Source organism: Zoogloea sp., from assembly GCF_030157465.1.
In the GTDB taxonomy this organism is placed as follows: domain Bacteria; phylum Pseudomonadota; class Gammaproteobacteria; order Burkholderiales; family Rhodocyclaceae; genus Zoogloea.
This window is the reverse complement of sequence record NZ_JAOAUU010000036.1, coordinates 1-19,857: the sequence shown is the minus strand read 5'-3', so window position 1 is coordinate 19,857 and position 19,857 is coordinate 1. Positions and strand designations below refer to the sequence as shown.

Sequence of the window (19,857 nt, the reverse complement as noted above, 5' to 3'; positions counted from 1 at the left end):
GGCGACATGGATGAATCTTCCGGTTCTACCCCTTTGCCTTGCGACGAGGAAAACGATGATCAAACAAGCCAAAAAACAACTGCTGATGGCTGCCGCAATGGCTACCCTCGGCCTGACCGCCTCCGCCAGCTTCGCCAAAGACGTCGTCGTCGATGCGAAAGGCGAAGTGCCTTACGTGATCGATGCACGCAATGTCGTTGCACGCAGCGGTTTTGACCTCTGCTGGCGTACCGGCTACTGGACCCCTGCGGCCGCCGCCAACACCATGGCTGGCGAACTGCCGGTCGGCTGCGAGTGCGACAAGGACGTCGTACCCCAGGAAAAATGCGTAGCCGCCGCTGCCCCGGCCGCTGGCTCCAAGGCCGCCGCTCCCGCGGCTGTTGCCCCGGTTGCTGAAAAGGTCAAGCTGGCTGCCGACGCCCTCTTCGAATTCGACAAGGCTGTCCTGCTGCCCGCCGGCAAGTCCAAGCTGGACGACCTGGCTGCCAAGGCCAAGAACGTCAAGCTGGAAGTCATTCTGGCCGTTGGCCACACCGACCGCATCGGTGGCGACGCCTACAACCAGAAGCTGTCTGAAAAGCGTGCTGCTGCCGTCAAGACCTACCTGGTCGGCAAGGGCGTAGAAGCCAACCGTGTCTACACCGAAGGCAAGGGCGAGAAGCAGCCCGTGACCACCGGCAAGTGCACCAATCTCGGCAAGGAAAGCGGCAAGAACAAGAAGCTGGTCGAGTGCCTGCAGCCGGATCGTCGCGTTGAAATCGAAGTGATCGGCACCAAGTAATCTGCCGACCTTCTGACTTCGCGTCAGTCCTCAAAAAGCCCTGCCCTGCAGGGCTTTTTGTTTTTCTGCACAGCGCAATACAATCAACCCCTGAATAACTCTTCGTCCCGCTGACGCCCCGCATCCATGAACGCCGATCCTGCAGAACTACAGAAATTCAGTGACCTCGCCCACCGCTGGTGGGATCCCGAATCCGAATTCAAACCGCTTCACCAGATCAACCCGCTACGTCTCGACTGGATCGACAACGCAGCCCGGATTGCTGACAAGCGAGTGGTAGACATTGGTTGCGGTGGTGGCATTCTCGCCGAATCCATGGCCACCCGGGGAGCACAGGTCACTGGCGTCGACCTCTCCGAGAAGGCCCTCGGCGTCGCCCGGCTACACCTCTTCGAAAGTGGACAGAGCGTCGATTACCGCCTCATCTCCGCCGAAGACCTGGCCCGCGAGGCGCCGGCCAGTTTCGACGTGGTCACCTGCATGGAAATGCTTGAACACGTCCCCGACCCGGCCAGCACCATCCGCGCCTGCGCAACGCTGGTCAAGCCCGGGGGCCACGTCTTCTTCTCCACCCTCAACCGCAACCTCAAGGCCTACCTCATGGCTGTGGTCGGCGCCGAATATGTCCTCAATCTGCTCCCGAAGGGTACGCACGAATACGCCAAGTTCATCAAGCCCTCCGAACTTGCCCGCTATGTTCGCGAGGCAGGCCTCGATGTGGAAGAGCTTATCGGCATGAACTACAACCCCTTCAGCAAGATTTACTCCCTCGGTCGCGACACCGACGTCAATTACCTGATGCGTACATCCAGGCATGCCTGAGGCCGTTCTCTTCGACCTCGACGGCACGCTCGCAGACACCGCACCGGATCTCGCGGGGATCCTTGCCCATCTTCAGCATGAGAACGGCCTCGCCCCAACACCCTTCGAAGTGCTGAGACCCCAGGTCTCAAACGGTGTTCGAGGCCTGCTGGGTGCAGGCTTCGGCCTCACACCGGATGCCCCTGCGTATGCAGACCTGGCGCAGCGCTTTCTCACGCTCTACGCCGCAAGCCTCTACGTGGAAACCTGCCTTTTCCCGGGCATGTCCGAACTGCTCGACAGCCTCGACGAACGCGGCATCGTATGGGGCGTAGTCACCAACAAGGCCGAACGCTTCGCCCGCCCCATCATCGAAGCCCTCGGCCTCGCGGAACGCAGCATCTGCATCGTCGGCGGCGATACCGTGGCGCGTGCCAAGCCCTTCCCCGACCCGCTCCTTCACGCCTGCAAGCTCGCCGCGCTTGATCCACTCCGCTGCATTTATGTTGGCGACGACATTCGTGACATCAAGGCAGGTAAAGCCGCCGGCATGCGAACTCTCGCCGCGGCATACGGCTACCTCGGCAGTAACGAGCCGATTGAAGCCTGGGCCGCAGACGCGATCATCGAACATCCACTTGAAATCCTGTCCTTCATCGAAAAGACTGATCGCGTGCTATGATTGGGAACTTTCCAGCTACTGGCTGGACAAAGTAATGCATCACCAAGGGGCTGACCTGGCTTCGACGTGGGTTGCAAAGCAGATCAGGGCATACCGAGGACCAGTTACCTCGTAAATCCACTGGAAAAAATACAAACGCCAACGACGAGCGTTTCGCTCTGGCCGCCTAAGGCCTAAGCCGCTGCACTGACAGGTCTCCTGGGTCAGATGGGGTCAAACCCATTGCAGCGTCATTTACAGGGACTAGCAAAGGATCGGGTTACTTGGTCCCGCGCGAAACTCAAGGTAACTCGCCCGTGGTCGGCCTGCCGACTGGCTAAACCCCGGGTTAAACCCAAATAGGTCGGCTAAGTATGTAGAACTGACTGTAGAGGACTTGCGGACGGGGGTTCGATTCCCCCCAGCTCCACCAGAATCGAGTCCGGGATGTTCCGGAGAAGGCCGAGAAACCTGGCAAAATCAGGATTCTCGGCCTTTTTTACGTCCAAAGTAGTCCGAAGCAGGCCATTGCAAGCCGGTAACTTAGACGGTAACAAGCACTTACCGCCAATGGGTTACCGTCATGCCACTTACAGACACCGCCATCAAAACCGCAAAACCTGCCGACAAGCCCGTCAAAATGACGGACGGCGACGGCCTCTCTCTTCCGCCCCCCAAAATGGCGGTAAGTGGTGGCGCTTCGAGCGGGACGTTTTCCCGTGGATCGGCGGCAAGCCCATTGCCGACCTGAACGCCCCCCGCCGTCTTAACCACCATCCGCCAGATAGAAGCCCGCGGACGGCTGGAAACGGCCCACCGAGCCCTTCAGAGCTGCGGACAGGTGTTCCGGCTACACCGTGCGACTAGCCGGCTGATCGCGACCCTGCGGGCGATCTGCGCGGCGCCCTGCCCCCAACAAGGGAAAAGCACATGGCCGCGATCACGGAGCCGGCCGAAGTCGGCGCCCTGCTCCTAGCTGTCGATGCTTTCCGGGGAACGCTGATCGTGCAATCAACCCTGAAGCCGTCCGCGCTGGTTTTCGTCCGGCCGGGCGAACTGCGGCAAGCGGAATGGGCGGAAATCGACCTCGACAGAGGTGAATGAAACACACCCGCCAGCCGGATGAACGGCTGGACGCGCAAGGGCGTCACCACACCGCACCTTGTCCTGCTGGCACCTCAAGCCGTGGCGATCCTGCGCGACCTGAACCCGCTCACCGGGCGAAGTGCGCATGTGTTCGCCGGCCGCGTCCCGAAAAAGCCCATGTCCGAGAACGACAGGATCGTCACTCGGTACATGGATGACGGCGATTTCCAGCGCACGGCGTTTCCGACTCTGGCGGTAGCCCTGTTCAGGGGACTTTTTCGGGGGCGCACGGATGTTTAGACGGCACCTGCAGCCTCCTGGCCGCTGACTTCGACAAGGCCCGATCGGCGGGACGATGCGCGAGCCTGCATGCAGTCCTGCGAAGAACTGGGGGCTCCGGCGGCGCTGGAAATGTCGCGGACCGGGAATGGCGCGCATGCATGGGTTTTCTTTGCAAGCCGCGTTACCGCCGGCGATGCACGGCGCTTGGGAACGGCAATCGTCAGCCATACCTGCTCGCGCACCCGGCAACTGAAGCTGGAATCCTACGACCGGCTGTTCCCGAACCACGACACGATGCCCAAAGGCGGCTTGGGCAACCTGACCGCCGCCTTGCACCCTATCGTCCTGAATTGCGAACACACGGAGCGTGCAGATAAGCAGGGTGAAGCAGAAGCTCGAGACGATCGGGCCGGATGACCGACGGTTGAATCCGCGCGCGGTGCTGCAGGCAGAAATGCGCCGCGCCCTTGCATTCTCGAGAGCGTGCGCGAGCTTCGGGGTCGCCATGAAAACTCGAACACAGGGTCGGCGTACTCAATCATCTTGACGGTGAATATAATCAGTGGATTGATTGTCGGCGCCATTTACCCCATCGGAACCAAAATTCGCATGACGCTGGACTTCACCACCCTCGACACCCTGCGCACCCACCACCCGGCGTGGCGCTTGTTGCGCTCAGACCATGCTCCGCTGGTGGCAAGTTTTCTGCACCGGGTGTTTGTCGCCCCCAATGTGCGGGTGATGGCGGCGGCGGATTTGGCGGAGGCGCTGGAAGACGAGCTGTATGCCCTGCGCCTGCACGTGGGCGAAACCGCTTTTCCCAAGCCGGCGCTCGACTACCTGAACGACTGGGCGGCGCCCGACAAGGGCTGGCTGCGCAAGTTCTACCGCCCGGGCACGGATGAGGCGCAGTTCGATTTGACGCCCGCCACCGAAAAGGCCATCGCCTGGCTGGCGCAGCTCAGTGAGCGGCAGTTCGTCGGCACCGAGTCGCGCTTGCTCACCTTGTTTGACCTGCTCAAACAAATGAGCGAGGGCAGCGAGGCCGACCCGGCCAAGCGCATCGCGGAGTTGCACAAGAAGCGTGACGACATCGACGCCGAGATCGCGCGGGTGCTGTCGGGCGATGTGCCGCTGCTGGATGACACTGCGCTGAAGGACCGTTTCCAGCAGTTCATGCAGGGTGCGCGCGATTTGCTGACCGACTTTCGCGAGGTGGAGCACAACTTCCGCCAGCTCGACCGCCGTGTGCGTGAGCGCATTGCGCTGTGGGAAGGCAGCAAGGGGGCTCTGCTGGAAGACATCATGGGCGAACGCGATGCGATTGCCGATTCCGATCAGGGCAAGAGCTTCCGCGCATTTTGGGATTTTCTGCTCTCCAGCCGCAGGCAGGAAGAACTGACCCAGCTGCTGGATCGCGTGCTGGCGCTGCCCGCCGTGACGGATCTGAAGCCCGACAGCCGTACCCGCCGCGTGCACTACGACTGGATGGAAGCTGGCGAGCACACCCAGCGCACGGTCGCATCCTTGTCGCAGCAGTTACGCCGATTTCTCGATGACCAGGCCTGGCTTGAAAACCGCCGCATCATGGACATTCTGCACGGCATCGAGAGCAAGGCCGTAGCCCTGCGTGCTCATTGGGGCAAAGACTGGCCACCTGCTGGCCAGGTGATGGAAATGGCTGAGGCCTGCGCCGATATCGAGCTGGCGATGGAACGCCCCTTGTTCACGCCGGCCATCAAGCCGGTGATTGCCGAGCTGAACTTGCAGGCGGGCGATGAGGATATCGACCCTTCGGCGCTGTTTGATCAGGTGGTGGTGGACAAGGCACGGCTCACCCGCCATATCCGCCACGCCTTGCAGGACCGGGCGCAGATCACCTTGAACGAACTGGTGGCCAGCCAGGCTTTGCAGCACGGCCTGGCCGAGCTGGTGGCTTATCTGCAACTGGGCAGTGAAACCTTCAGCACCGTGGTGGATGAGGACACGTCCGAGCCCATCCACTGGCAGGCGGTGACAACGGACGGTCAGGCAATCACCCGCTGCGCGCGACTGCCACGGGTGATTTTCATGCGTTGAACAAGAACAAGGGTTGAGGCAAGGGATGGAAGAAGAACACATGATCGCAGTGCCCGCCGCTGATCTGTCGGTGCTGCTGATCGGCTTGCTCAAGAGCGTGCTCTACCGTGAGGGTAACGAGGGCCAATGGGCTGCACTGCTGAACCTGCAAGCGCGGGTGCGCGACTACGTGGCGGTACTCAACCTGGATCTGGTGCTGGATGAAGCAGAAGGCTATGCCTTTCTCAAGAGCCGGCCAGAGCCCGCCGACGACGACCCGGCACCCCACTTGCCGCGCTTGGTGGCGCGCCGGCCCTTATCCTTCCCGGTAAGTTTGTTGCTCGCCTTGTTACGCAAGAAGCTGGCCGAATTCGACGCCGGTGGCGGCGATACCCGGCTGGTACTCGGTCGGGATGAGATTGTCGAACTGGTGCGGGTGTTCCTGCCCGATGGCCCGAATGAAGCCAAGCTGATCGACCAGATCGAGACCACGATCAACAAGGTGGCCGAGCTGGGGTTTCTGCATAAACTCAAGCCTGCCGGCAGTGCTGCGGCCGGCCCGGCAAGTTACGAAGTGCGGCGGATCCTGAAAGCCTTTGTCGATGCCCAATGGCTGGCTGAATTCGACACTCGCCTGGCCACTTACCAGTTACAACTGGCCGGCGTGACACATGCCAAGGAGGAGGCCGGCAATGAATGACCCGCAATCATTGGGCCTGGACTTCTGTGCAGACGACACCCTGTCAGGCTTTCGCCTGGCCCGTCTGGAAGTGTTCAACTGGGGCACTTTCGACAGCCGGGTGTGGACGCTCCAACTGGATGGCAAGAATGGCCTGCTCACGGGCGATATCGGTTCGGGCAAATCCACCCTGGTGGATGCCATCACCACCTTGCTGGTGCCGGCCAACCGGATTGCCTACAACAAGGCAGCAGGGGCGGACAGCAAGGAGCGAACGCTGCGCTCCTACGTGCTCGGGCACTACAAATCCGAGCGCAACGAAGTGACGGGCGCAGCCAAGCCGGTGAGCTTGCGCGACCACAACAGTTACTCCGTCATCCTGGGCGTGTTCCACAACGCGGGCTACGACCAGACGGTGACGCTGGCCCAGGTGTTCTGGATGAAGGACACACAGGGCCAACCGGCACGCTTCTTTCTGGGTGCAGAGCGGGGCCTGTCGATTGCCTCTGACTTTGCCCATTTCGGTTCGGACATTGCCCAGCTGCGCAAAAAGCTGCGTGGACTCGGGGCCGAATTGCACGACAGTTTTCCGCCCTATGCGGCCTGGTTCCGCCGGCGTTTCGGCATTGAGAACGATCAGGCGCTGGAGCTTTTCCACCAGACGGTATCAATGAAGTCGGTGGGCAATCTGACCGACTTCGTGCGCAGCCATATGCTGGAACCGTTCGACGTCGCCCCACGTATCCAGGCCTTGATTGGCCACTTCGACGATCTCAACCGTGCCCATCAGGCGGTGCTGAAAACCCAGCAACAGGTTGAATTGCTCACACCCTTGATCGCCGACTGCGGGCGCCATCGTGCATTGGTCGCCGAAGTCGACCGTTTGCGCGGGTCCCGGGACAGTCTGCGGCCCCACTTCGCGGGCCTGAAGCTCGGCCTTATCGACAAACGCCTGGGCTTGCTGGCGGAAGAATGGGAGCGCGCAAATGCCCAGGTACACAAGCTCGACGCGATTCATGAGGCGCAAGGCCAGCAAGTTGATGAACTGAAGCAGGCCATCAATGACAACGGCGGCGACCGGCTGGAGCGTCTTGCCGCAGAAATTCGCCAGAAGGAACACTTGCGGGATGCCCGCAAAACCAAAGCCGGTCGCTATGGGGAGCTGGCAGGCGTGCTGGGCGAGGCGGCAGCGGCGGATGCCTCCAGCTTCACCGCGCAGCGTGGCAGATATAAAAGCTGGCAAGAAGAAGCGCGCAACCGTGATGCCGATCTGCAAAATGCACTGACCGAGCACAGCGTGACCTTCCAGCAGGGCACCCAGGAACAAGCTCAGCAGAGCGCCGAGATCGACAGCCTCAAGCGCCGCCGCAGCAACATTGACGATCAACAGATCCAGCTCCGCGCCGTAATGTGTGCCGCACTGGGGCTGAACGTGGACGACATGCCCTTCGCCGGTGAGTTGATCCAGGTGCGCGATGATGAGCGCGATTGGGAAGGCGCAGCCGAACGCCTGCTGCGGGGCTTCGGGCTGGCGCTGCTGGTGCCCGATGCCCATTACAAGGCGGTTGCCGAATGGGTGGATGGCGCCCATCTGCGTGGCCGTCTGGTGTACTTCCATGTACGGCCGCGCAAGGCTGCAGCACTGCCGGATCTGCACCGCGACTCCCTGGTTCGCAAGCTGGCCATCAAGCCCGACTCGCCGCACTACGACTGGCTGGAGCGTGAGCTTGCCCATCGTTTCGACGTGGCCTGCTGTATCACGCAAGAACAGTTCCGCCGCGAGACACGTGCGATCACCCGCGCCGGGCAGATCAAGGACCCGAGCGGCCGGCACGAAAAAGACGACCGCCACCGCATCGATGACCGCAGCCGTTACGTACTGGGGTGGAGCAACAGCGCCAAGATCGCAGCCCTGGAGACCAAGCGCCGTCAGCTTGAAGCGCGACTGGGTGATATAGCCAGCCAGATCAGTGAAATCCAGAAGGCGCGGAGCGAACTGGCGAGCCGCCTCGATGCGCTGATCCGCCTCGAAGAGTTCACCGCGTTCGATGAACTGGATTGGGCCAGCGTCGCCACCGAAATCGCCCAGCTGACCGATGAGCGCAGCCGGCTGGAATCGGCGTCGGACATCCTTAAACAGTTGAACGACACCCTGCGCGCATTGCAAAAAGCCCACAAGGAAACGGGAGCAGAGCTGCAAAGTGCACGCGAGAAGCGCGCCAAGGTGGAACAGCGCCGCTCGGACGCACAGGAACTTCGTCTCCAGACCGCGACGCTGCTGCACGGCGCTGGCGCCGACGCTACCCTGGCCTCAACGCTCGAATCCATACGCGCCGAGGCGCTGGGCGAACATCAACTGAGCGTGGAATCCTGCGACAACCGCGAGCAGGACGTGCGTACCTGGCTGCAGGCCCGGATTGACGCGGAAGATCAGAAGCTCAAACGCCTGACCGAGAAGATCATCAAGGCCATGGCTTTTTTCAAGGAAGCGTTCAAGCTCGAGACAGCAGAGATGGATGCCAGCCTCGAGGCGGCCTTCGAATACGAAAACCTGCTGACGCAATTGAACCGCGACGACCTGCCGCGCTTTGTTGCGAAGTTCAAGGAGCTGCTCAACGTCAACACGATCAACGAAATCGCCAACTTCAATGCCCAACTGGCCCGTGAGCGCGAAACCATCAAGGAGCGCATCACGCACATCAACAAGTCCCTGGGCGAGATCGACTACAACCCCGGGCGCTATATCGTCCTGGAGTCGCAGATCAGCCCCGATGCCGAGATCCGGGACTTCCAGCAGGAATTGCGCGCCTGCACCGAAGGCGCTGTAAGCGGCTCTGACGATACCCAGTATTCCGAGGCCAAGTTCTTGCAGGTCAAGCTCATCATCGACCGTTTCCGGGGGCGCGAAGGGCTGTCCGAACAGGATCGCCGCTGGACAAGCAAGGTCACGGATGTGCGCAATGGGTTCCTGTTCGCCGCCAGCGAGCGGTGGCGAGAGGACAACAGCGAACACGAGCATTACTCCGACTCCGGTGGCAAGTCCGGCGGGCAAAAAGAGAAGCTGGCCTACACGATACTGGCCGCCAGCCTGGCGTATCAATTCGGCCTGGAATGGGGTGCGGTGCGCTCACGTTCGTTCCGCTTCGTGGTGATCGACGAGGCTTTTGGTCGTGGGTCGGATGAATCAGCCCAGTACGGCCTGAAGCTGTTCCGGCAACTCAACCTGCAACTGCTCATCGTGACGCCGCTGCAGAAGATCCACATCATCGAACCCTTCGTATCCAGTGTGGGCTTCGTGCACAACGAGGGCGGACGCGCCTCCAAAGTCCGCAACCTTTCCATTGAGGAATACCGGGCGCACAAGGCCTTGACGCCTGCCCAAGCGGCGCAGGCGTTGGCGCAGTGACGTGGACCGGCCCGAAGGACCTAAAAGCGCAATTGATGCGACTGTGGGAGCGTGGCGAGCTTCTGCGCGACGTGGTGACCGGCAATGCGCGCTTTCCTTTGCGCCTGTCGCTCAAGTCGCCAGGTTCGGCTGACATCACAAATCGCTTTGATGCCGTTCGTGCCTGGGCCACCGAACTGGCGGCCGCGAGCTTTTTGCGGATCGATTATCAGGAGCTTCGTCACCGTGTCCAGGGTGCCCAAAAACTGCCCACGAGCGCCTGGGTCGAGACCCTGGAGGATGCCTTAATCTGGCTGGGCAAGCGCGGAGAGCAGGATCGCTTTTCGAGTCAAGTCGCGGCAACCCGGCAAACCCACCCCGCCCTGCTGCCCTGGCTGGAAAAACGCCCCCTGCAGGCGCTTGAACTATCCTCCGAGTGGCCCCGTTTGCTGGCCGTAGTGGGCTGGCTTGCTCGACATCCTCGCCCGGGCATCTACTTGAGGCAGGTGGACTTGCCGGGCGTGCACAGCAAATTCATCGAGGCGCATCGCAATGTGCTGGCCGAGTTACTCGATTTGGCGCTGCCCGCAGAGGCAGTAGACATCAGCAAAACGGGGGTCAGCCAGTTTGCGGCCCGCTACGGGTTTCTGGAAAAGCCGACGCGCATTCGCTTCCGGGTGCTCGATCCAGCACTCCAGGCTGTGCCAGGCACGGTATGCCCCGACGTAAGCCTGGATGCCGAGAGCTTCAGTCGCCTGGAACTCCCCGTGAAGCGGGTATTCATCACCGAGAATGAAACCAACTTCCTGGCGTTTCCGCAGGTCAAAGATGCCGTTGTTGTTTTTGGGGCGGGTTACGGCTGGGATGCACTGGCACGCAGCCCTTGGCTAAAGCACTGCCCAATCCATTACTGGGGCGACATCGACACCCACGGCTTTGGCATCCTGAATCAGCTGCGTAGCTACTTTGATCACGTGGATTCGTTCTTGATGGACAGGGAAACCCTTGATGCGCATGCCGCCGTCTGGGGAAGCGAAGACAAACCCCTGCAGGCGGACTTGCACAGACTGACGCCCGAGGAGAGAGCCCTCTACGACGATCTGCGCGACAAGCGCATCCGCGCAGGACTGCGGCTGGAGCAGGAACACATTGGTTTCCACTGGTTGGCTCATCGCCTTCAAGCGCTCCTTGACGGCACCACCTAGCGCAATGGCCCGGCGCGATAGCCCCCGGGGAAACAACTTTGCAGCGCCCGTCGAGCTAGGACTCATCGCCCGCTGCATACTCCGGCTCATCCCGGAAACTATGAGCGATTTCGGCAAATTCGCCCGCTACACGCAGCAGCGCATCCACGATATCCGGGTCAAAATGCTGGCCACGCTCGGCAACGATCATCGAAAGCGCCTGCTCATGAGGAAACGGCGGCTTGTAGACGCGTCTTGAGATCAATGCGTCATACACGTCGGCAACGGCCATCAGGCGCGCCGAGAGCGGAATGGCGTCACCGGCGATACCTTGCGGGTAGCCGCTGCCATCCCAGCGCTCGTGGTGTCCGTAGGCGATTTCCGCTGCATACAAAAGGAAAGAAGCGTCGCTCACCCCGCCCAGGGCACTTTCGGCCTGCATGATGGCGTTGCGGCCATATTCGCAGTGCTGCTTCATCAACACCCATTCTTCAGGCGTGAGCTTGCCGTTTTTGAGAAGGATGGCGTCGGGGGTTGCGACCTTGCCGACATCGTGCAAAGGAGCCGATTTGAAGAGGAGCTGGATAACCTCCTCATCCAACTTGTCGCAAAAGCGCGGATGATCGCGCAGGTTTTCGGCAAGGATGCGGACGTAGTGCTGGGTGCGCCGGATGTGGTTTCCGGTTTCGTTGTCGCGCGCTTCGGCAAGGGCGCAAAACGCCGTGATGGTGGAAGCCTGGGCAGCAATCACTTCCTGCTTGCTGGCAACCAGACGCCGGGCCTGCTCGCTGATCTCGGCCGTTCGCTCGGCAACGATCAACTCCAGATCGGCGTTGCGCCGCTGCAGCGCACGGGTAGCCCTCGACAGCGCAAGATGGGTGCGGACACGGGCCAGCACAACCGGCGGCGAGATGGGTTTGTGGATGAAGTCTTCGGCTCCGAGGGAAAATCCGAGCTCTTCATCCTCCGGACGGTCAAGTCCAGTGAGGAATATCACCGGAATCGACCGGGTCGACTCCGACGACTTGAGTCGCCTGCACACCTCGAAACCATCCACATCCGGCATCATTACATCCAGCAGGATGAGATCGGCACGCCCTCCCCCCTCGAGATAATCAAGCGCCTCCCTTCCATTCGTGGCGGGATGGACTTCATAGTGCTCGGCCAGCACATCTTCGAGAATCAGCAGGTTGTCCGCTTGATCGTCCACGACCAGCACATGTGCGCGCTGTTTCATCCCTTGCTCCTGAACCCGTATCCGGCTGAGCGCCGGTGTAAAGTCTCACTCTGAATCATGACCCTGATCTACAGTTTCCCGCCGGTATCCACCCCTCAGGCCCACACCCTGGTTCTGGGCAGCATGCCTGGCGGTGCATCGTTGCGGGCCGGCGAATACTACGCCCACCCACGCAACTTTTTCTGGCCGATTCTCGGAGAGCTGGCGGGCGCGGATCCTGCACTTCCCTACCTGCTCCGCCTGCAGAAAATCACCGACTACGGCATCGCCCTGTGGGACGTTCTACAGTGCTGCGAACGCCAAGGCAGCCTCGACTCCAGCATAGACCCCGGCACGATCGTTCCCAACGACTTCGCCGATTTCTTCGCGCGCCACCCACACATCAAGCGGGTATTTTTCAATGGCGCAATGGCGGAGAGCAGCTTCCGGCGACACGTGTTGAAGTCCCTGCCGCCAGACATCCAGCAACTCCAGTATCGCCGCCTGCCCTCCACCAGCCCCGCCAATGCCGGCTACAGCTTCGCCCGTCGCCTCGACGCCTGGGGCGAGCTTGCAAGCTGCCCCAGGGGCGATGCTCAATGTTCGAGCACGTAGCTTCCCGGCGCCGCCCCGAGGGCCGGGAAAGCCTCGTTCGATACCGCAGGCGCATCCACCAGCTCGCCACACTGGGGCTTCAGCCACGCCATCCAGTCATCCCACCAGCTTCCGGCTTGCTCCGGCAGATCCCCCCGCCAGTCATCTGCCGTGTCGCTACGCCGGGCGGGCCCAACCCAGAAGCTTCGTTTCGGGGGCTTGACCGGAGGATTGACGATACCGAGGATATGCCCCGAACTGGACAATACGAAACGCTTTGAACCGCCTACGTAATTCATGGCCCTGAATGCCTGGCGCCACGGCGCAATGTGGTCATCCTCTGCAGAAACGGCATACAGCGGCTGGCATATGGCCCCAAGATCGATGGACTCTCCCGCCACGGTCAGGGCATTCTTTTCGATCAGCTTGTTATTAAGGTACAGCTCGCGCAAATACCAGGCATGCATCGCATAGGGCATCCGCGTGGTATCCATATTCCAGTAAAGCACGTCGAACGGCGGAGGCGTTTCACCGTAAAGCCAGCCATGCACAACGTAATGCCAGATCAGGCTGTTCGAGCGCAGCAGCCGAAATGACGAAGCCATCTCGGCACCATCAAGATAGCCCTTGCGCTCCATGTTCTGGGTTATGAAGCGGATGCTGCCCTCATCCACAAACACTTCAATGTCGCCCGGCTTGTGGAAATCCACGAGCGTGGTGAAGAGCGTCCAGTGTGCCACCGGCACTTCGTCCGGCGTGAAATGGTGATTGGCCCACGCCATATAGGTCGATAGCGCCGTGCCGCCAATGCAATAACCTACGGCATGCACCTTGGCAGATCCCGAAAGGCCCCGCGCGGTATCGATCAGGGGCTGGATACCGTCGGTGAGATAGTCGTCGAAACGCAAATCCCGCATTTCCTCGCCGGGATTTTTCCAGCTTGTAATGAATACATCGAACCCCTGATCGAGCAGATAGCGGATCATGCTCTTTTTGGGATTGATATCAAGAATGTAAAACTTGTTGATCCATGGCGTCACAATAACAATGGGCGTCTGATGAACCTTTGGCCTGGTCGGCGTGTAATGCAGCACCTCAAGGAGATGATTACGAAAAACGACTTTGCCCGGCGTAACGGCAAGGTTCTCACCCACCTTGAAATCATCCGGATTGGTCATGCGGATATTGCCGGCAGCCAGATCGTCGAGAAAGTTCCGGAAACCTCTCGTGAGACTCTCGCCATTGGTTTCAATGGCCATGCGCATCGCTACAGGATTCGTGAGCAAAAAATTGGAAGGCGCCACGGCATTAAGTCCATTACGCCACCAGAAGGCGGCGCGGCGTCTCTCCTTCTGGGAAAGTCCAGGTGTGTCGTAAAGCATGTCCTGCATGTGGTGCGTAAGAAGCAGATACCACTCCTTGACCAGATCCCAGCCTGGAGACTCCGCCCAAACAGGATCCACAAAACGGCTATCGTCCTCCTTGGGCTTGACGGGATCCTGGCTTGGCAAGCCCATGATCCGCCGGAAGCTATGCCACTGGAGCGTCCACAGACTGGTCGAAACCCTTGAAAGAGCCTCGGCAAGCTCCTGGGGATGAGCCATCCAGGCAAGCTGGGCATGAACAAGAGGCGCGGCCATGCCAAGAGGATCAATCGATGACTCCACCGAGTCATGTAATTGCCGCAAGGATTTTCGGGCGAAATCAATCGGCGGGGCAGGTTCGCGGCGAGACATAATCAAGCACTCCTTCTTTCTGTTGAACACAGCGCAGACAAGCATCCGCGACGTTTTCATCCTCATACTGATCGTGCGACAAGCGGTGTATGGTCTGATTGACATTCGTCAATCTCGTTGCGAAGATGAGACGTTCTATAATGACAACACGCCCACAAGCACCAGGAGAGACGCAATGTTCAAAAATATCCTTGTACCCACCGACGGCTCAGAACTCTCTGCATCCACAGTTTCCCGCGCCATTGATTTCGCCAAGGACGCCGGTGCAAGCATTATCTTTTTCTATGCCCAACCCGACTTCCCGACGCCGATTTACGGCGAAGGCGCGTTGTTCGATCCGACAACCCCCGAACAGTTCAACCGGGCAGCCGCCGCCGAAGCAGAGAAGATCCTGACCCAAGCCAAATCAGCAGCGGAAGCTGCAGGCGTAACGGCCGGGAGTGATACGGTTGTAAGCGAAGTGCCGTTCGAGGCCATCATCGCCTCCGCTGAACGCAACCGCAGCGATTTGATTTTCATGGCCTCTCATGGCCGCCGCGGTCTCAGCGGTCTGCTACTCGGCAGCGAAACCCAGAAGGTTCTGACCCACAGCAAGGTTCCGGTTCTCGTCTATCGCTGAAACTCACCTCGCATCAAATAAAATCCAAATATGAAAAAGGCCTCGCACAATCTGCGAGGCCTTTTTACATCTTGCGCCGAAAAATAAAAATCAGCCCGGCAAGGAAGCAGCTAAATAGAATCCGACTGGTTTATTTCGTTCGATGTGCGCTGAAAGAAGAGTGTCGTCAGACTCGACGCAGCACACACAATCCAGAATGCAAAGAAGCCGATAGAGTAAGTGGCGATAGCCGAGAAATGCGCCGGCTCGCCAAACAAATACAACTCACGGGGAGCGACAACCGTGAAAAACACGATTTCCGCAACCCCCGCCACCAGAAACGACGGCCACAAAACCTGAATCAGTTTCAACATCGACTAGCTCCCTTGAAAGCAGACGTTTAGCCCGCCATTTTCAACCGTGTGACCTTCCACTCGTCTTCGGTCATATACCGCGGGGCAAAACGATACCGATAAGCACTATTACAAGAACAAATCCGGTCGCAAACCTACTCAAAAGAGTGACATCGGTTTTGAGCAACGCTTGCCACACCATGACAGCCGGTCAATCTACAGGTTTGAGATCGGCTGAATTAATGCGGATTTCGGTCTCGGTGGGGAGAAATGCGACCCCTGACAACCTCCAACTGCGTGACTCGTCCTCGATTAAAACCTTCCAGTGAGCGCTGGTCAGCGCCGCCTGCAAGCTGCCAAGATAAGCACCATCGCGCAACTCGAGCACCAGTTTCTGATCCAGTCCGCCTCTTGTCGGGTGAGCGAGTGTCACCAACAGTTTGCTGGGCAATTCGACGCCCTGTCTGACGGAAAGAACAACACGAACATCTTCAGCAGAGAACTTGACCTGTCCCACCAGCCCGAGCTCCTGTGCAGCATTAGCTCGAGCCAGTGTCTGGTTTATAGCCAGGCCCTGCTTGTAATAATCATCAGCAACGAGGCCATCGAAGGTTGTTACCGCCAGCCACAGGGTAATGAACCCGGCGACAATTGCCGTTGCCGGCATGAGCATCAATAACCAAGTCCAGCGTTCCTTGTACCAAGGAGTCGGATTGCCGCCAGTTTTCATTGTTGTCGTATTCATTAAATATTTATCCTATCGCGGCAGCAGGAAAGCAGTCTTCTCACGCACACGGACCTTTTCGTCGTCCACAGCCTTGATTTCGATATAAATCGTGTTTGAGCCCGGCTTGCCGGACTCGGGCGGAACAGCGACCTCTACAGTAACCGACCTGAAGCTTGCGGCATCCACCTCAAACGGAGTATTCGGCGTAATTTGAACACCCTCGAGTCCGCTCGCAGACAGCGTGAATCGACGAGCACTTTCGGTCATGTTCATGACCTGAAGGTTGTAAACGTTGGCGATCAGTCCGCCCTCTACCTCGCGACTCAAGGTTGACCTGTCTTTAATAACATCCACGCGCAAAGTGGACCGCGTTGCCAGTCCCCAAACAAACGCCGCGCAGATCGCTACCAGCACCGCCGCATAAATCATGATTCGCGGCCGCATCAGGTGCCCAATAATTTCCTTACGTCCCCAATGGCGCTTCATCGCGTTCTCGGTGGTATAGCGGATGAGCCCCCTCGGGTAATTCATCTTGTCCATGACCTGATCGCACGCGTCGATACAAGCTGCGCAACCAATGCACTCGTACTGCAGGCCATTCCGGATATCAATACCCGTCGGGCAAACCTGGACACATATCCCGCAATCAACGCAATCACCCTTGGAGATCACCTTTGGATCAACACCCTTCTTGCGCGCACCGCGCGGCTCACCCCGCTCCGGGTCGTAGGTAATGACGAGGGTATCGGGATCGAACATCACGCCCTGGAAACGAGCATAGGGGCACATGTATTTGCAGACCTGCTCCCGCATCAGTCCCGCGAACAAATAGGTGAAGCCACCATAGAAGAAAATCCAGAAGAGCTCCCATGGTCCGAAACTGAATGTAATGGCTTCCTGGACAAGCTCCCGAATCGGCGTGAAATAGCCTACGAGGGTAAATCCCGTCCACAGTGAAAGCAGGCCCCATGCGCCGAACTTGGCAGCCTTGATGCCCACTTTACGGGCACTCAGCGGAGCCTGATCGAGCTTCATCCGCTGCGCGCGATTACCCTCGATCTTCTCTTCGATCCAAATAAAGATCTCTGTGTACACCGTTTGCGGACATGCATAGCCACACCACAAACGTCCTGCAACTGCCGTAAAGAAAAAAAGTGAATACGCACTGATGATCAGGAGGATCGCCAGAAAAAACACATCCTGGGGCCAGAAAACCCAGTTGAAGATATAAAACTTGCGTTCAACTACATCAAGCAACACGGCTTGTCTGCCGTTCCATGGCAACCAGCACAGCCCGTAGAAAATGAGCTGCGTAGCCCAAACCAGAATCCAGCGCCACGTTGCAAAGATACCGGTGACAGCTCGCGGATAAACCTTCTGCCGAACGGCATACAAGGTATCCTCTTCCGGACCGGCCTTGACTTGGGGCTCCGGTGCTTTTGGAGTTTGGGTTTCTGGCTGGCTCATGATCAGTATTTAAATATATTCTAATATTAGAACTCAAAAACTCCCCGGGACCGGCCCGGGGAGTTGCTTGCCTGGCGCAAAACCACACCAATCAATGATTACTTCTTGGCTTCCACAGGAGCTGCAGCGCTCTTCGAAACACTCAGAACGTAAGCGGCCAGCAGATGAACCTTGTCTTCGCCCAGGAATTCCTTGAACGCAGGCATCTGGTTGGTACGGCCGTTTGTAACGGTCTCGATGATCGTCGCCTCAGCAGAACCGTAGAGCCAGGTCTTGTCGGTCAGATTCGGAGCGCCAAGAGCTTGAGTACCCTTGGCTTCCGGACCATGACACGCCACACAGTTCTGAGCAAAAAGCTCCTTACCACGCTGCGCACGCAACGAATCATTGGCCAGACCGGAGAGCGAACGAACATAGTTCGCAACATCCTTTACTCCATCGGCGCCGAGAGCCGGACCGAACGGAGGCATCATGCCCTGGCGACCACCAAGAACGGTCGTCTTGATGGTCTCCGGCTCACCACCATAAAGCCAGTCGTTATCGGTCAGATTGGGGAAACCCTTCGCACCCTTGGCATCAGCACCATGGCACTGCGCACAGTAGGTAACGAACAGACGCTGCCCCATGGCATTCGCCTCCTTGTCGGTAGCGACCGTATTCAAGTCCATGGTACGGAACTTTGCGAAAATCGGGCCGTACTTTTCGGCTGCGGCCTTTTGCTCCGCCTCCCACTGACCTGCAGCAGACCAGCCAAGCTTACCTTGGTTGTTGCCAAAACCGGGGTACATGGAGAGATACACAATCGCAAAGATGATCGTGATCCAGAACATGTACATCCACCAGCGCGGCAGCGGATTGTTGTATTCCTGGAGGGTTTCGTCCCAGACGTGATCATGCAGCCCGACCGGGCCGGATGTCCGCTTGGTGGTGTTCGAAACAAGCACGAACACGCAGAAACCGATACTCAGGAACACCAGCACCATCACGTAGGCGTTCCAGAAACCGCTAACAAAGTCAGCCATTTTTATTTCCTTCCTTGGTTTGCCGCCCTGCATCCAGGACCGGCAAGTCGTCCTCGCTGAACGGCAGGAGTGCTGCCTCGTCAAATCCCTTACGCGCTCGCCCGCTGAACGCCCACAGGGAAATGGCGATGAAACACACCAATCCCATAACGGTCAGCACCGTACGTGCATCATTGATATCCAAGGTCACACTCCTTCGTTCTCAGAATGGTCTTCCCGAAGCCGATCAACTGGCCGGGTTGAGCTCGACACGACGGGCTTCAGCATTGTCGCCAGAACCGGTAATGCTGACCGGCGGCTTCATGTTAATCCTGTCTTCCGGAACACCCGCAGCCTTCAGCGCTTCGCGGACAGCCTTGGCGCGCTCCTTGGCCAACTCGAGGTTCTTTTCGACGTCACCGGATTTGTCGGTGTAGCCGGTCAAATCGAGTTTGGCATCAGCCTTACCTTTGAGGAACTCGGCAGCGGTATTGACAGCAGCAGTTGCATCTGCCGGCAGTGCGCTCGAACCAACCTCAAAGAAGACCTTGCCCAAGGCGTCAGCAGCCGGAGCTGCCGTTTGAGCGGCCTCGGCAACCGGAGCCGGCTTGCCGGCGTTCAGCGCAGTGCCAAGCCCTTGCAGATAGGCGATCACTGCCTCTAGCTCGGTCTTGCCTTCAAGTGCCTTGCGGGCGCCCTTGATCTCCTCGTCGGAGTAGGGGACACCAACCTTGCGAAGCGCCGTCATCTTTGCTTCGATGTCGTCCACTCTGGCCGGACGGTCAAGCCAAGGGAAAGCAGGCATGTTGGACTCGGGCACAACGTCGCGCGGGTTCAACAGGTGGATGCGGTGCCACTGGTCGGAGTAACGGCCGCCAACACGATGCAGATCCGGACCAGTACGCTTGGAACCCCACTGGAAGGGGTGGTCATAGACGTATTCGCCGGCAACGGAGTAATGGCCGTAGCGCTCAGTTTCGGCACGGAACGGACGGATCATCTGCGAATGACAGTTAAAACAACCTTCGCGGATGTACACGTCCCGGCCAACGAGGCGCACCGGGTCATAAGGCTTGAGACCCTCTACCGGAGTAGTGGTCGAGTGCTGGAAGAACAGGGGAACGATCTCTACGAGGCCACCAACACTGACGGTCAGCAGAGTAAAAACGATCAGCCAGCCAACCTTGCGTTCGATAAAGTCGTGATTCGATTGAGCCATGATTATTTTTCCTCCCGATCAGGCGTGAG

General features: G+C 59.0%; 20 protein-coding genes, 1 other RNA gene and 1 pseudogene. 13 read left to right on the top strand and 9 right to left on the bottom strand.

Annotation, left to right across the window (positions count from 1 at the left end; genetic code table 11):
- The first annotated feature begins 55 nt into the window (after positions 1–55).
- The 11 genes from Q1W26_RS04135 to Q1W26_RS04085 all read left to right on the top strand — a co-directional run bounded on the left by Q1W26_RS04135 (position 56) and on the right by Q1W26_RS04085 (position 10,938).
- Positions 56–781, top strand: a complete 726-nt coding sequence (locus tag Q1W26_RS04135; protein WP_300436257.1) for an OmpA family protein — start codon at positions 56–58, stop codon at positions 779–781.
- A gap of 126 nt (positions 782–907) precedes the next feature.
- Positions 908–1,603, top strand: a complete 696-nt coding sequence (ubiG, locus tag Q1W26_RS04130; RefSeq protein WP_300436254.1) for a bifunctional 2-polyprenyl-6-hydroxyphenol methylase/3-demethylubiquinol 3-O-methyltransferase UbiG — start codon at positions 908–910, stop codon at positions 1,601–1,603.
- Entirely contained in the window at positions 1,596–2,264 is a 669-nt protein-coding gene (locus Q1W26_RS04125; protein WP_300436251.1) for an HAD-IA family hydrolase, read from the top strand. The genes ubiG and Q1W26_RS04125 overlap by 8 nt, the downstream gene beginning before the upstream one ends.
- Positions 2,265–2,310: 46 nt before the next feature.
- Positions 2,311–2,676: a transfer-messenger RNA gene (gene ssrA, locus Q1W26_RS04120) on the top strand.
- Positions 2,677–3,173: 497 nt separating this feature from the next.
- Complete coding sequence (locus Q1W26_RS04115; protein ID WP_300436249.1) at positions 3,174–3,347, top strand: hypothetical protein; 174 nt, start codon at positions 3,174–3,176, stop codon at positions 3,345–3,347.
- An 18-nt stretch (positions 3,348–3,365) separates the two neighbouring features.
- Positions 3,366–3,629 carry a hypothetical protein gene (locus tag Q1W26_RS04110; protein ID WP_300436246.1) on the top strand — a complete coding sequence of 88 codons (264 nt, stop codon included), beginning with the start codon at positions 3,366–3,368 and terminating at the stop codon, positions 3,627–3,629.
- Positions 3,630–3,698: 69 nt separating this feature from the next.
- Positions 3,699–4,028, top strand: coding sequence for a hypothetical protein (locus tag Q1W26_RS04105; RefSeq protein ID WP_300436243.1), 330 nt, complete (start codon positions 3,699–3,701; stop codon positions 4,026–4,028).
- A 192-nt stretch (positions 4,029–4,220) separates the two neighbouring features.
- Positions 4,221–5,690, top strand: coding sequence for a DUF3375 domain-containing protein (locus tag Q1W26_RS04100; RefSeq protein ID WP_300436240.1), 1,470 nt, complete (start codon positions 4,221–4,223; stop codon positions 5,688–5,690).
- Between the two features lie 25 nt (positions 5,691–5,715).
- Positions 5,716–6,369: a DUF4194 domain-containing protein gene (locus Q1W26_RS04095; RefSeq protein WP_300436237.1), complete on the top strand. Its 654-nt coding sequence runs from the start codon at positions 5,716–5,718 to the stop codon at positions 6,367–6,369.
- Positions 6,341–9,754: an ATP-binding protein gene (locus Q1W26_RS04090; protein WP_366143632.1), complete on the top strand. Its 3,414-nt coding sequence runs from the start codon at positions 6,341–6,343 to the stop codon at positions 9,752–9,754. The genes Q1W26_RS04095 and Q1W26_RS04090 overlap by 29 nt, the downstream gene beginning before the upstream one ends.
- Complete coding sequence (locus tag Q1W26_RS04085) at positions 9,751–10,938, top strand: DUF3322 domain-containing protein (protein ID WP_300436230.1); 1,188 nt, start codon at positions 9,751–9,753, stop codon at positions 10,936–10,938. The genes Q1W26_RS04090 and Q1W26_RS04085 overlap by 4 nt, the downstream gene beginning before the upstream one ends.
- Before the next feature lie 55 nt (positions 10,939–10,993).
- Here the strand turns inward: Q1W26_RS04085 and Q1W26_RS04080 are convergent, their stop codons facing one another.
- The gene (locus tag Q1W26_RS04080; RefSeq protein WP_300436228.1) at positions 10,994–12,154 is read right to left on the bottom strand and encodes an HD domain-containing phosphohydrolase; all 1,161 of its coding nucleotides are present in this window, start codon (positions 12,152–12,154) and stop codon (positions 10,994–10,996) included.
- A gap of 57 nt (positions 12,155–12,211) precedes the next feature.
- Between Q1W26_RS04080 and Q1W26_RS04075 the strand changes: the two genes are divergently transcribed.
- Entirely contained in the window at positions 12,212–12,748 is a 537-nt protein-coding gene (locus Q1W26_RS04075; RefSeq protein WP_300436225.1) for a DNA-deoxyinosine glycosylase, read from the top strand.
- Here Q1W26_RS04075 and Q1W26_RS04070 read toward each other — a convergent pair.
- Positions 12,730–14,463 carry an alpha/beta fold hydrolase gene (locus Q1W26_RS04070; protein WP_300436223.1) on the bottom strand — a complete coding sequence of 578 codons (1,734 nt, stop codon included), beginning with the start codon at positions 14,461–14,463 and terminating at the stop codon, positions 12,730–12,732. The genes Q1W26_RS04075 and Q1W26_RS04070 overlap by 19 nt on opposite strands.
- A 175-nt stretch (positions 14,464–14,638) precedes the next feature.
- Here Q1W26_RS04070 and Q1W26_RS04065 point away from each other — a divergent pair, with 175 nt between their 5' ends.
- Positions 14,639–15,082: a universal stress protein gene (locus Q1W26_RS04065; protein ID WP_300436220.1), complete on the top strand. Its 444-nt coding sequence runs from the start codon at positions 14,639–14,641 to the stop codon at positions 15,080–15,082.
- A 110-nt stretch (positions 15,083–15,192) separates the two neighbouring features.
- Here the strand turns inward: Q1W26_RS04065 and Q1W26_RS04060 are convergent, their stop codons facing one another.
- The 7 genes and pseudogenes from Q1W26_RS04060 to ccoO form a co-directional block, all read right to left on the bottom strand.
- Positions 15,193–15,435, bottom strand: coding sequence for a hypothetical protein (locus tag Q1W26_RS04060; protein WP_300436217.1), 243 nt, complete (start codon positions 15,433–15,435; stop codon positions 15,193–15,195).
- Between the two features lie 190 nt (positions 15,436–15,625).
- On the bottom strand, positions 15,626–16,159 hold the full coding sequence (locus tag Q1W26_RS04055; protein ID WP_300436216.1) for a FixH family protein: 534 nt from the start codon (positions 16,157–16,159) through the stop codon (positions 15,626–15,628).
- A 12-nt stretch (positions 16,160–16,171) separates the two neighbouring features.
- Positions 16,172–17,608 (bottom strand): cytochrome c oxidase accessory protein CcoG, encoded by a 1,437-nt coding sequence (gene ccoG, locus Q1W26_RS04050; RefSeq protein WP_300436214.1) that lies wholly within the window; start codon positions 17,606–17,608, stop codon positions 16,172–16,174.
- A gap of 98 nt (positions 17,609–17,706) precedes the next feature.
- The gene (gene ccoP / locus Q1W26_RS04045; protein WP_300436211.1) at positions 17,707–18,630 is read right to left on the bottom strand and encodes a cytochrome-c oxidase, cbb3-type subunit III; all 924 of its coding nucleotides are present in this window, start codon (positions 18,628–18,630) and stop codon (positions 17,707–17,709) included.
- Complete coding sequence (locus tag Q1W26_RS04040) at positions 18,623–18,814, bottom strand: cbb3-type cytochrome c oxidase subunit 3 (RefSeq protein WP_300436209.1); 192 nt, start codon at positions 18,812–18,814, stop codon at positions 18,623–18,625. The genes ccoP and Q1W26_RS04040 overlap by 8 nt, the downstream gene beginning before the upstream one ends.
- A 42-nt stretch (positions 18,815–18,856) precedes the next feature.
- Entirely contained in the window at positions 18,857–19,165 is a 309-nt protein-coding gene (locus Q1W26_RS04035; protein WP_300436326.1) for an OmpA family protein, read from the bottom strand.
- A 51-nt stretch (positions 19,166–19,216) separates the two neighbouring features.
- A pseudogene (gene ccoO / locus Q1W26_RS04030) lies at positions 19,217–19,828 on the bottom strand (cytochrome-c oxidase, cbb3-type subunit II); the annotation flags it as partial.
- Between the last annotated feature and the right edge of the window lie 29 nt (positions 19,829–19,857).

What these genes read in the sequence shown, in the direction of transcription:
- Q1W26_RS04065 (WP_300436220.1), top strand. Translation starts at nt 14,639, where the DNA reads ATGTTCAAAAATATCCTTGTACCCACCGACGGCTCAGAACTCTCTGCA.
- Q1W26_RS04060 (WP_300436217.1), bottom strand. Translation starts at nt 15,435, where the DNA reads ATGTTGAAACTGATTCAGGTTTTGTGGCCGTCGTTTCTGGTGGCGGGG.
- Q1W26_RS04135 (WP_300436257.1), top strand. Translation starts at nt 56, where the DNA reads ATGATCAAACAAGCCAAAAAACAACTGCTGATGGCTGCCGCAATGGCT.
- Q1W26_RS04125 (WP_300436251.1), top strand. Translation starts at nt 1,596, where the DNA reads ATGCCTGAGGCCGTTCTCTTCGACCTCGACGGCACGCTCGCAGACACC.
- Q1W26_RS04055 (WP_300436216.1), bottom strand. Translation starts at nt 16,159, where the DNA reads ATGAATACGACAACAATGAAAACTGGCGGCAATCCGACTCCTTGGTAC.
- Q1W26_RS04105 (WP_300436243.1), top strand. Translation starts at nt 3,699, where the DNA reads ATGCAGTCCTGCGAAGAACTGGGGGCTCCGGCGGCGCTGGAAATGTCG.
- Q1W26_RS04070 (WP_300436223.1), bottom strand. Translation starts at nt 14,463, where the DNA reads ATGTCTCGCCGCGAACCTGCCCCGCCGATTGATTTCGCCCGAAAATCC.
- Q1W26_RS04095 (WP_300436237.1), top strand. Translation starts at nt 5,716, where the DNA reads ATGGAAGAAGAACACATGATCGCAGTGCCCGCCGCTGATCTGTCGGTG.
- Q1W26_RS04110 (WP_300436246.1), top strand. Translation starts at nt 3,366, where the DNA reads ATGAACGGCTGGACGCGCAAGGGCGTCACCACACCGCACCTTGTCCTG.
- ubiG (WP_300436254.1), top strand. Translation starts at nt 908, where the DNA reads ATGAACGCCGATCCTGCAGAACTACAGAAATTCAGTGACCTCGCCCAC.
- Q1W26_RS04090 (WP_366143632.1), top strand. Translation starts at nt 6,341, where the DNA reads ATGCCAAGGAGGAGGCCGGCAATGAATGACCCGCAATCATTGGGCCTG.
- Q1W26_RS04080 (WP_300436228.1), bottom strand. Translation starts at nt 12,154, where the DNA reads ATGAAACAGCGCGCACATGTGCTGGTCGTGGACGATCAAGCGGACAAC.
- Q1W26_RS04115 (WP_300436249.1), top strand. Translation starts at nt 3,174, where the DNA reads ATGGCCGCGATCACGGAGCCGGCCGAAGTCGGCGCCCTGCTCCTAGCT.
- ccoG (WP_300436214.1), bottom strand. Translation starts at nt 17,608, where the DNA reads ATGAGCCAGCCAGAAACCCAAACTCCAAAAGCACCGGAGCCCCAAGTC.
- Q1W26_RS04100 (WP_300436240.1), top strand. Translation starts at nt 4,221, where the DNA reads ATGACGCTGGACTTCACCACCCTCGACACCCTGCGCACCCACCACCCG.
- Q1W26_RS04075 (WP_300436225.1), top strand. Translation starts at nt 12,212, where the DNA reads ATGACCCTGATCTACAGTTTCCCGCCGGTATCCACCCCTCAGGCCCAC.
- ccoP (WP_300436211.1), bottom strand. Translation starts at nt 18,630, where the DNA reads ATGGCTGACTTTGTTAGCGGTTTCTGGAACGCCTACGTGATGGTGCTG.